The 10488-nt window shown below is 59.6% G+C and carries 12 protein-coding genes; 5 read left to right on the top strand and 7 right to left on the bottom strand.

The annotated features are described in order from the left end of the window. Nucleotides 1-493: 493 nt before the first annotated feature. On the bottom strand, nt 494-1867 hold the full coding sequence (gene ppnN / locus BK665_RS27005; RefSeq protein WP_123409584.1) for a nucleotide 5'-monophosphate nucleosidase PpnN: 1374 nt from the start codon (nt 1865-1867) through the stop codon (nt 494-496). Nucleotides 1868-2084: 217 nt separating this feature from the next. Between ppnN and BK665_RS27000 the strand changes: the two genes are divergently transcribed. Next, entirely contained in the window at nt 2085-2612 is a 528-nt protein-coding gene (locus tag BK665_RS27000; protein ID WP_123409583.1) for a DUF3087 domain-containing protein, read from the top strand. 61 nt (nt 2613-2673) lie between these two features. Continuing rightward, the gene (locus tag BK665_RS26995) at nt 2674-4251 is read left to right on the top strand and encodes a GGDEF domain-containing protein (protein ID WP_123409582.1); all 1578 of its coding nucleotides are present in this window, start codon (nt 2674-2676) and stop codon (nt 4249-4251) included. Between the two features lie 120 nt (nt 4252-4371). Here the strand turns inward: BK665_RS26995 and BK665_RS26990 are convergent, their stop codons facing one another. Then, complete coding sequence (locus tag BK665_RS26990) at nt 4372-4755, bottom strand: DUF2784 domain-containing protein (protein ID WP_123409581.1); 384 nt, start codon at nt 4753-4755, stop codon at nt 4372-4374. Nucleotides 4756-4915: 160 nt separating this feature from the next. Here BK665_RS26990 and BK665_RS26985 point away from each other — a divergent pair, with 160 nt between their 5' ends. From BK665_RS26985 to BK665_RS34545, 3 genes are all read left to right on the top strand, one after another. Next, nucleotides 4916-5614, top strand: a complete 699-nt coding sequence (locus BK665_RS26985; protein WP_123409580.1) for an AzlC family ABC transporter permease — start codon at nt 4916-4918, stop codon at nt 5612-5614. After that, nucleotides 5611-5925 carry a branched-chain amino acid transport AzlD family protein gene (locus BK665_RS26980; protein ID WP_123409579.1) on the top strand — a complete coding sequence of 105 codons (315 nt, stop codon included), beginning with the start codon at nt 5611-5613 and terminating at the stop codon, nt 5923-5925. The genes BK665_RS26985 and BK665_RS26980 overlap by 4 nt, the downstream gene beginning before the upstream one ends. A 65-nt stretch (nt 5926-5990) precedes the next feature. After that, nucleotides 5991-6149, top strand: coding sequence for a hypothetical protein (locus BK665_RS34545; RefSeq protein ID WP_185076660.1), 159 nt, complete (start codon nt 5991-5993; stop codon nt 6147-6149). Nucleotides 6150-6819: 670 nt separating this feature from the next. Here the strand turns inward: BK665_RS34545 and BK665_RS26970 are convergent. The 5 genes from BK665_RS26970 to BK665_RS26950 all read right to left on the bottom strand — a co-directional run bounded on the left by BK665_RS26970 (nt 6820) and on the right by BK665_RS26950 (nt 10404). After that, nucleotides 6820-7047: a DUF6555 family protein gene (locus BK665_RS26970; protein WP_123409830.1), complete on the bottom strand. Its 228-nt coding sequence runs from the start codon at nt 7045-7047 to the stop codon at nt 6820-6822. A 189-nt stretch (nt 7048-7236) separates the two neighbouring features. Then, nucleotides 7237-7509 carry a hypothetical protein gene (locus tag BK665_RS26965; RefSeq protein ID WP_123409578.1) on the bottom strand — a complete coding sequence of 91 codons (273 nt, stop codon included), beginning with the start codon at nt 7507-7509 and terminating at the stop codon, nt 7237-7239. Nucleotides 7510-7752: 243 nt separating this feature from the next. After that, a complete protein-coding gene (locus BK665_RS26960) occupies nt 7753-8466 on the bottom strand; it encodes an ABC transporter ATP-binding protein (protein WP_123409577.1) in 714 nt (237 codons plus the stop codon). Nucleotides 8467-8469: 3 nt separating this feature from the next. Beyond that, the gene (locus BK665_RS26955) at nt 8470-9306 is read right to left on the bottom strand and encodes an ABC transporter permease (RefSeq protein WP_123409576.1); all 837 of its coding nucleotides are present in this window, start codon (nt 9304-9306) and stop codon (nt 8470-8472) included. 117 nt (nt 9307-9423) lie between these two features. Continuing rightward, the gene (locus tag BK665_RS26950) at nt 9424-10404 is read right to left on the bottom strand and encodes an aliphatic sulfonate ABC transporter substrate-binding protein (RefSeq protein WP_123409575.1); all 981 of its coding nucleotides are present in this window, start codon (nt 10402-10404) and stop codon (nt 9424-9426) included. Nucleotides 10405-10488: the final 84 nt, after the last annotated feature.

Here is a 10488-nt window from a genome sequence, read left to right as displayed (position 1 = left end):
TGCTCGCGAAGGCGGACTGGCAGGCGACATTGATGTTGAATGTGCTGGCCTCTTCGCGAGCAAGCCCGCTCCCACAGGGAATGTGTGTTGTGCGCGGAACATGCGTCCGTCACCGATCAATTGTGGGAGCGAGCCTGCTCGCGAAGGCGGACTGGCAGGCGACATTGATGTTGAATGTGCTGGCCTCTTCGCGAGCAGGCTCACTCCCACAGGGGGATGTGTGGCGTGCGCGGAACATGAGTCCGACCAGGATCAATTGTGGGAGCGAGCTTGCTCGCGAAGGCGGACTGGCAGGCGACATTGATGTTGAATGTGCTGGCCTCTTCGCGAGCAAGCCCGCTCCCACAGGGAATGTGTGTTGTGCGCGGAACATGCGTCCGTCACCGATCAATTGTGGGAGCGAGCCTGCTCGCGAAGGCGGACTGGCAGGCGACATTGGTGTTGAATGTGCCGGCCTCTTCGCGAGCAGGCTCACTCCCACAGGGGGTGAGTGCTAGGCAACCACTTGATAACACGGCACATACGCCGCGCCGCCCGGTAGTTTCATCCGGTGTTGGGCGACGAAGGCTTTGAGCAACTGATCCAGCGGTTGCATCACCGCCGCATCGCCTCGGATCTGGTACGGGCCGTGTTCTTCGATCAGGCGGATGCCTTTGTCCTTGACGTTGCCGGCGACGATGCCGGAGAACGCCCGGCGCAGGTTGGCGGCGAGTTCGTGGGCCGGCAGGCTGCGGCTCAGTTGCAGGCTGGCCATGTTTTCGTGGGTCGGGTCGAACGGGCGCTGGAAGCCTTCGTCGATCTTCAACAGCCAGTTGAAATGGAACGCGTCGTTGCGCTCGCGGCGGAATTGTTTCACTTCCTTGAGCCCGGCCGTCATATGCCGCGCCACTTCCGCCGGGTCGTCGATGATGATGGTGTAGTGCTGTTTCGCCGCGTCACCCAGGGTGGCGCCGACGAACGCGTCCAGTTGTTCCAGATACGGCGCCGCGTGTTTCGGCCCGGTCAAGACGACGGGGAAGGGCAGGCCCGCGTTATCCGGGTGCATCAGGATGCCCAACAGGTACAGGAACTCTTCCGCCGTACCGGCGCCGCCCGGGAAGATGATGATGCCGTGGCCGACGCGCACGAACGCTTCCAGGCGTTTTTCGATGTCCGGCAGGATCACCAGTTCATTGACGATCGGGTTCGGCGCCTCGGCCGCGATAATCCCCGGCTCGGTCAGGCCCAGGTAACGGCCGCCGTGGATGCGTTGCTTGGCGTGGGCAATGGTTGCGCCTTTCATCGGGCCTTTCATCACGCCGGGACCGCAGCCGGTGCAGATGTCGAGGCTGCGCAGGCCCAGTTCGTGGCCGACTTTCTTGGTGTATTTGTATTCTTCGGTGTTGATCGAGTGGCCACCCCAGCACACCACGATCTTCGGCTCGACGCCGGGGCGCAGGGTGCGGGCGTTGCGCAACAGGTGGAACACGTAGTCGCTGATGCCTTGGGAGGTGCTCAAGTCGATGCGCTGGGCGTCGAGTTCGTTTTCGGTGTAGACGATGTCGCGCAGGGCGCTGAACAGCATTTCCCGGGTGCTGGCGATCATTTCGCCATCAACGAAGGCGTCGGCCGGGGCGTTCAGCAGTTCCAGGCGTACGCCACGGTCCTGTTGGTGAATGCGGATTTCGAAGTCCTTGTAGGCTTCGAGGATGGTCTTGGCGTTATCAACGTGGGCGCCGGTGTTGAGGATGGCCAGGGCGCACTGGCGGAAAAGGGTGTAGGTGCTGCCGGAACCGGCTTCGCTCAATTGCTGAACTTCACGTTGGGACAGGGTTTCCAGGCTGCCTTTAGGGCTGACCGAGGCGTTGATTACTTGTCTTTGGGACATTCAATGATCCTTAAAACGATGCCAGTCATACAGGAGGAGCGATTGGCATCCGAATAATATGTATCCATGAAAGAAGATGGCACGAACTGCGGTGTCTCGCCATGTTCTCCTTTTGACGGTGAAAAGATGAAAAGGAGCCTCAGCATAGCTAAATCCCCCATAGAGGCGATAATGCCCCGCACTCTTTTCGCTCACTGATCCAAGGACGTTTGCCACTATGTTCGAAATCCAGCCGATGAATGCCGACACCTTTCGCCGCCAGACCCGGCGCAGCACGGTGATCATCGCCCTGATTTTCCTGGCCCTGGCGATGGTGCTGTCGACTGCGGCGGTGGCGTTGTTCGGTGAACCGGGCGGTGACAACCTGCGATTCAACGTTGGCGGCGTGTTCGTCGCGGTGTTGCTGATGGCGGCGCTGATGCGCGGCCGGTTCTGGCACGAGGCGTGGATGGCCCCGGCGGTCTACGGCTGGCGGCTCAAGCGCAGCCTGATGAGCGTCACCAATGTCATGCATCAGGTGACGGCGGCGGTGGAAAAGGACGACCCGGACGCCATGAAGCTGCTGCGTTTCTATCACCTGGGGCTGCACCAGATGCATGAACTGGACGGCAACTCCAGCGATCACAGCCAGTTGATTCGCGAAATGGACCGGCACAAGGAACGGATGGAAGCCCTGGGTCTCGACACCGAGCAAACCCGACTGGACCCGGCCTGGCTGGAAGCGGTGAAGCAGACCCCGCGGTAATGGCTATAGTGTCGTCAGCGATCAGGAAATATCGCCTCTTCATCCGGTTACAGGTAACGTCATGGGACAACCGTCCGTAAAAGTTCGTATCGAAAACCTTCAGCCCACCGCGTCGTTGCTGGCCGAGCAGGTCGAGGCCAAGCTCAAGGTTCGTTATGCCGTGGTGCTGCTGCTGGCGGTATGCCTGTCCATGGCTGCGATTGCGTGCTGGGAGGCCTGGAATTCGCGCCAGTACCACTTGCATGACAAGGAAGTGGCCATGTCCAACCTGGCACAGACCCTGGCGGCGCAAGCGCAGTCAACGGTCAAGCAGGCCGACACCTTGCTGTTTTCCCTGGTGGACCGTCTCGAAAACGATGGCATGGATCCGGCCCAGATCCCGCGATTGCAAAGGTTGCTCAGTGCCCAGCGCCAGGAACTGACGCAACTCCATGGCTTGTTCATTTTCGATGAAAACGGTCATTGGCTGGCCAATTCCAATGGCGCCAATGTGCCGGACGCCAATAACTCGGACCGCGAATACTTCATCTTCCATCGCGACCATCCCGACCGTGGCCCGCATATCGGCCCGTCGATCAAAAGCCGTTCGACCAATGAATGGATCATGACCGTGTCGCGGCGCCTCAATCATCCCGACGGCCGCTTCGCCGGTACGGCGGTGGCGACGATTTACCTCTCGCACTTTCTGTCGCTGTACGACAGCATCGACATGGGCCAGAACGGCGCGATCAACCTGATGGCCGACAACGGCACCATCATCGTGCGCCGCCCCTTCAGGGAAACCGATATCGGCACCAGTGTCGCCAGTGGGCCGTTGTTCACTCAATTGCTGCCCCATGCCAGTTTCGGCACGGCGACCATCAAATCGGTGGTCGATGGCGTCGAACGGGTCTTGGGTTATCGCCGGGTCAACGGCTACCCGATGGTGGTTTCCGCCGCCCTGAACAAGGAAGAGGTGCTGGAAGCCTGGCGTCAGGAGTCGTTGAACACGGCGGCGATCGTAGCCTTGTTGCTGAGCTTCCTTGGCGCGCTCGGTTACCGGTTGATTCGCGTGATGCGCCAGCAGAATCACATTCAAAGCGAGTTGCTCGGCGCCCAGGAAAAACTCCTGGAGGTCAACCGCAGTCTGGAGCTGCTGGCCCTGGAGGATGCGCTGACGGGCCTGGCCAACCGCCGTCAGTTCGACCTGTTCATGGTCGCGGAAATGGGCCGCGCCCGACGCAGCCAGACGGGGCTGGCGTTGCTGATGATCGATGTCGATCACTTCAAGCTGTTCAACGATCACTACGGGCATGTGGCGGGGGATGTGTGTTTGCGCCAGATCAGCGCCATCATCAGCGAAAACATCAAGCGCCCCGGGGATCTGGCGGTGCGTTATGGCGGCGAAGAGTTTGCGGTGGTGCTGCCCGGCACCGACTACGTTGGGGCCTTTCTGGTGGCGGAGAAAATCCGTCGTGCGGTTCAGTTGGCGGGCATGGAGCACAGTGAAAGCACCGAAGGCATGGTGACGGTCAGCCTGGGTGTGTGCGCTTACGACCCGGCCTCACAAGCCGGGGCCGACGATTTGGTCAGTGCGGCGGACAAAGCGTTGTACGTGGCCAAGGCCAGTGGCCGGAACATGAGCGTGATTGCCAACTGAGATAAGACAAAGCAGTCACGGCAGAACCGTAGGAGCAAAGCTTGCTCGCGATGCGGCCAATGCGATCTGCCTGAGGATCCATGTTGACCGTGCCGGCGCTATCGCGGGCAAGCCTTGCTCCTACAAGGACGGTGTCGTTCGACGCAATCTCCACAAGCGTATCAACTGCACGTAAACCACCACGTTAATCGCCAAAACCACGCTGCCCAGCGCGAGTTGAATCGTCGGTGTCAGCCCGGCCGGGTAGATGATCGGCAGCACGTTATGCTCGATGAAACCGCCACCATAAACCGTTTGCCCGGCGGCTTCGCGCATCAGGTTTTCCCAGTAGGTCAGCGGGCAGGTCAGGTGAAAGACTTCGACGATCACGCCCCACGCGGCGGCGGGCAGGTGCCACCAGATCAGGTGGCGCCATTTAAGCACCAGCAGTCCGCCGAACAGCACGAACAGAATGAACAACAGGTGGAACAGCACCAGCCCGTCGGCGGCGATTCGGTAAAGCATGTCGACTCCCTGACTCTTTAAATGAATTGCTCCATGTTACTCGGGCGGTTGCCCGCGCTCTATCGATTCAATGCGCCCAGGCTAACTGCGCAAGATTGTTCAAGCCTTCGCCGGCATCTGCTGGCACAGTCGGCGGTCTTTCCCCAGGTTGTAGAGCGTTATGTCGAATTCACACATGCCGCGCAGTGCCTTTCTCCGTGGCGCGGCGGCGATCATGCCGTTGTCCCTGGCCACCGCGCCGTGGGGGCTGCTGGCCGGCTCCATGGCCATCGAGGCCAACCTCACGCCCCTGCAAGGCCAGGGCTTGTCCAGCATCGTGTTTGCCGGTGCCGCGCAATTGGTGGCGATCGGCATGCTCAAGGGCGGGGCCGGGATCTTTTCGATCCTGCTGACCACGCTGCTGCTGACGTCACAGCATTTGCTGTACGGGATGAGCCTGCGCTCGGTGATTTCACCGCTGCCGGGGCGCTGGCGGGTGGGGTTGGGCTTTTTGCTCACCGATGAGTTGTTTGCGTTGACCAGTCAGCACGACAAACAACAATTCAACCGCTGGTACGCCTTGGGCGTGGGGTTGACGTTTTACATTGCCTGGAACCTGTTCACTCTGGCCGGCATCGTCCTGGGCAGCAGCATTCCGGGCCTGGAACACCTGGGCCTGGATTTCTCCATCGCGGCGACCTTTATCGCCCTGATCACCCCGGTGGTGCGCAACGTGCCGACGGTGGTGTGCGTGGCGGTGTCGCTGTTCTGTTCAGTGCTGTTCAGTTATTGGCAATGGGGCTCGGCCCTGGTGTTGGCGGGGCTGGCGGGCATGACCGCCGGGTTTATCTGCAATAAGTTGTATCTGGAGCGCACATGATCGTTTGGGCAGTGATTATCGGCATGGGTGTGTTGGTATTTTTGAACCGCTACGTGTTCCTCGAACCACGTTTGCCGGTGCGCCTGAGCAGCAATGCGCGGCAGTTTCTCGGCTTTGCCGTGCCGGGCATGCTGACGGCGATCTGCGGGCCGATTGTGTTTATGCCGGACAAGCAGTTGAACTTGCAGTGGGACAACCCGTATCTGCTCAGTTCGCTGGTGGCGGTGGGGCTGGTGATTTATACGCGCAGTACGTTGCTCAGCATGCTGTTGAGCATGGGCTTCTTCTTTTTGCTGCGCTGTTGGCTTTGAGCCGGGCCGGGGGAAATGTTCTACGCTGAAGGGAATATCCGATCCCTTCAGGAAGCGAGGTGAACATGGCAACCGAACCCAAACAACCGGACCTGGACGATGACTCGGATGAACCGAGCGAAGAAGAGATCAAGCGCCAGCGACGCTCGACGCCAGACTGGAAACATCCGGACGATGGCAAGGAACTGTCCGACCGCGACATCGAGAGACCGCTGAAACCCTGACCTTCCGAGTGAAAGACAATTTAATGTGGGAGCGAGCCTGCTCGCGAATGCGTTGGGTCAGCCATGAAGATGTTGAAGCTGACGGCCCCTTCGCGAGCAAGCTCGCTCCCACAGTTGATCGCGTTGTGAATCAGATCTTTGCCCCCACAAAAATCCCTTGTGGGAGCGAGCTTGCTCGCGAAAGCGGCGTGTCAGCCAATGAATATGTTGAAGCTGACGGCCCCTTCGCGAGCAAGCCCGCTCCCACAGTTTTGATCGCGATGGAAATGAGATCTTCGCCCCCCACAAATCCCCCTGTGGGAGCGGGCTTGCTCGCGAAAGCGGTGGTTCAGCCATGAAGATGTCGAGGCTGACGGCCCCTTCGCGAGCAAGCCCGCTCCCACAGTTTTGATCGCGATGGAAATGAGATCTTCGCCCCCCACAAATCCCCCTGTGGGAGAGAGCCTGCTCGCGAAAGCGTTGGGTCAGCCAATGAAGATGTTGGAGCTGACGGCCCCTTCGCGAGCAAGCTCGCTCCCACAGTTGATCGCGTTGTGAATCAGATCTTTGCCCCCACAAAAATCCCCTGTGGGAGCGGGCTTGCTCGCGAAAGCGGTGGGTCAGCCATGAAGATGTTGGAGCTGACGGCCCCTTCGCGAGCAAGCCCGCTCCCACAGGTTGTTATGGGCGTTTAGATCGCTTCGTTCCACCGGATCTTTGTAATCCCCATTTGCTGGGCATTATTGCGGGCGCTTTCTAGGCTTGCGGGCCGGGGCATTTTGAGTCTGGATTCGGGATAGGCATGGGCAGAGGCCGATTGGATGGCTTCCACATCGGAAAACCCCACTGCCAGTTTGAAAAAATGCTGTCGCACGCCATCAAGCAGATAGTGCACGGCATAAGGGACTAATTCGCTCATGTATTCCATTTGGAGCCAGCCAGACATCGGCTTAGTCATTGAACGGGAATTCAGAGAGATCTGCGGTGCCAGCGTCGTGCAGAAATAGGGGCGCCTGAACAACAAGAGGCCAATCCGGCCTCATAGTTCAGAGTGCTTGCGGGGCGGGTTCGTTCAGTTCTGCCGCTGAAATGGTCCGTAAGTGCTGTTTTAGAGGTCTTCCAGTTGCGCAAAGTCGGGGTGCGCCGTGCGATAGCCCAGGGTTTTGTCGATCCATGCGTTTACTTCGTTGACCATCACCGGCGGCTGGCCCGGATAATGTTGCAGGGTCGCGCGCAGGATGCGGTCGATATCTTCGACGGAGTGCAAGTTTCGAGTCTTGATGTAATTGCGGATAAAGCAGTCGAGTTGCAGGTGTTCGGTCATCGAAAGATAGACACACGCCAGCCCACCGACTTGATTAATTGCAAAATCGTCGCGCAACTTATTTCTCTGCAAAGGTATGTAAAAGTTGTAGGGATTTCCTTGGGTTGTTGACTCGTTGGTCAACGGGCAATGCTTATGGAAATGCGGCGCGCATGCTATCCGTAGTCCCGTTAAATGTATGTATGACGGTTGGAATGTCAGACAAGCGGTTGATGTGTCAATTAGCCACAAATCTATAAGTGTCTCTTCAATGAAACACTCGATGTAACGTTTGAAGTTGTATATACAATTTTGTTCTCATCAAATGACATGCGCCCGTTGCAACTCGGTCAGCGACAATGCCTTGAGCTGCGCCAGCAACGGGTCCCGGCGATCACGGGGATGGGCCAGTTCCACCGCCAGTTCCTGACGAATGCTGCTCGGCCGATTGTCCATCACCAGCACCCGGTCGCTCAGGTACAGCGCTTCATCCACATCATGGGTCACCAGCAGCAGGGCGATGGCGTGGCGCTCGGCCAGTTGCAGCAGCAGGTCCTGCAGCTTCATCCGAGTAAAGGCGTCCACCGCGCTGAACGGTTCATCCAGCAGCAAGACCTGTGGCCGCGAATACAGGCCGCGAGCGATGGCCACCCGTTGCGCCATGCCGCCGGACAGGGCCTTGGGCAATGCCTGGGCGAAGCCGCCGAGGCCGACTTCCTCGATCAGTTGCGCGACCCAGGCCTTGTCATAACGGTTGTCGGCACTGAAACCAATGTTTTGCTCCACCGTCAGCCAAGGCATCAGGCGCGGCTCCTGGAACACGAACGCCACTTCACCGGCGTTGTTTTTCAGTTCGCCCTGAAAGTCCTTCTCCAGCCCGGCGACGATCCGCAGCAACGTGCTTTTGCCACAGCCGCTGGGGCCGAGCAGGCTGACGGTTTCCCGGGGTTTCAATTGCAGGTGGATGTTGTTGAGCACGGTGGTGGTGGCGAAGGATTTGCGCTCCACGCGGATGTCCAGCAGGTGTTCGGTCATGGCTCAATCCTCTGCGCTTTGGCCGTTGAAGGTGTCACGCCAGGCCAGGAAGCGTTTTTCCAGGCTGGCGAGAAGGCCGTCGCTGAGTTTGCCCAGCACCGCCAGCACGATAATCGCGGCGAGCACGATGTCCGGGCGCGAAGTTTCGCGACCGTCGCTGAGCAAATAGCCCAGGCCTTTGGTCGCGGCGATCAGTTCGGCGGCCACCAGAAACATCCACGCCAGGCTCATGCCGCTGCGCAATCCGGTGAACAGACCGGGCAGGGCGGCGGGCAGCAGGATCCGTCGCACCAGCCGCGCGCGACTGAAACCGTACATCTGCCCGACTTCCACCAGTTTGCGGTCGATGTCGCGGATTGCCGCGACGCCGTTGAGGTACACCGGGAAAAACGCGCCGATGGCAATCAGGACGATTTTCGAGGTCTCGTCGATGCCCAGCCACAACAGCAGCAGCGGCACCCAGGCCAGGCTCGGAATCGAACGCAGGCCGGCGAAGGTCGGCTCCAGATAAGCCTCGGCCTCGCGGCTCAAACCGACCCACGCGGCAAACACCAGGGCCAGGCTGGCGCCGATGGCGAAGCCCAGCAGCACCCGCAACAGACTGGCGCTGATGTGCTTCCACAGCGCGCCTTCGGCCAGATCGCCGAGGGTTACGGCGACTTCGCTGGGGGCGGGCATTTGGTAGGAAGGGAGCCAGCCGATGCGGACGACGAGTTCCAGGATGAGGATGATCAGCACCGGCAGGGCTAGGCCTTTGAGGCGCAGTTTCCAGGCGTTATTCAGACGTCGTGGTTCAGGTAGTACCAAGTGCGCGGGGAGGTCTTTGCTTTTGCTGGTCATGGGGTTCTCCAGACAGATCACAGCCCCCTGTAGGAGCGAGGCTTGCCCGCGAAGGGGGCTTTGAAATCGCCAAAAGCTTCGCGGGCAAGCCTCGCTCCTACAGGAGGGCTGCGTGCTTTATTGACGGGCCACGGTTTCCTTCGTGTCGATCAATTGATCAATAACCTGGTCGACGTTAACCCCTTTGCGCACCAACTCCTCAGACACCAGAATCGGCGCCGCAGCCTTGGACGCCAGCACATCCTTGGCCGTCAATTGCGGGCTGCTCAAGTCAGTACGCGACAGTTGCAACTTCGCCACTTCCAGCGGCAGGCCCGATTCCGTGGCGAGCAATTGCGCCAGTTCCTGCGGGTTTTTCACTGCCCAGTCCCGCGCCTGTTCATAGGCGTTGAGCACGGTTTCGATGGTTTTCGGGTGTTCCTTGGCGTAACTGTCGGTGACGCTGACCACGCCGTAGCTGTTGAAATTAGTGTTGCGATACAGCAATCGCGAGCCAGCCTGAACCTGGCTCGCGGCCATGTGCGGATCGAGCCCGGCCCAAGCGTCGACGTCACCTTTTTCCAGCGCGGTGCGACCGTCCGGGTGCTGCAAGTGCACCAGTTCCACATCGTCCTTGCTCAGCCCGGCCTGTTGCAGGCTGCGCAGGGTGAACAGGTAAGGGTCGGTGCCTTTGGTGGCGGCGATCTTTTTGCCTTTCAGATCGGCCACGGTCTTGTAGGGCGAATCCTTGCGCACCACCAACGCGGTCCATTCGGCGCGGCTGTAGACGTACACCGACTTGATCGGGCTGCCATTGGCCCGGCTCAACACCGCCGCGAGGCTGGCGGACGAAGCGAAATCGACGCCGCCACTGTTCAGGTATTCCAGCGAACGGTTACTGCCCTGGCTCAACACCCAGCCGACTTTGGTCTGAGGCAGGGCTTTTTCGAGAAAGCCGAAGTGCTTGAGTACCAGGCTCACCGGCGAGTAATAGGCGTAATCCAGATGCACTTCGGCCGGGGTGGTTTCAGCGGCCTGGGCCAGGGGTTGCAGGCTCAGGGCGATGGCGACGGCGCTGATCAGGTGCCTGGCTTTTGGGAAGCGGAAGAGGGAACTCATGGATGCAACTCCGGCAAGGCAACGGGATTCTTATGTTCTGATTAATGGTTGTAATGAATGCTTCCTGCATAAAAGGAATATTGC

Source organism: Pseudomonas frederiksbergensis, from assembly GCF_003732665.1.
GTDB lineage: Bacteria > Pseudomonadota > Gammaproteobacteria > Pseudomonadales > Pseudomonadaceae > Aquipseudomonas > Aquipseudomonas frederiksbergensis_G.
This window is presented reverse-complemented; position numbering and strand designations above follow the sequence as displayed.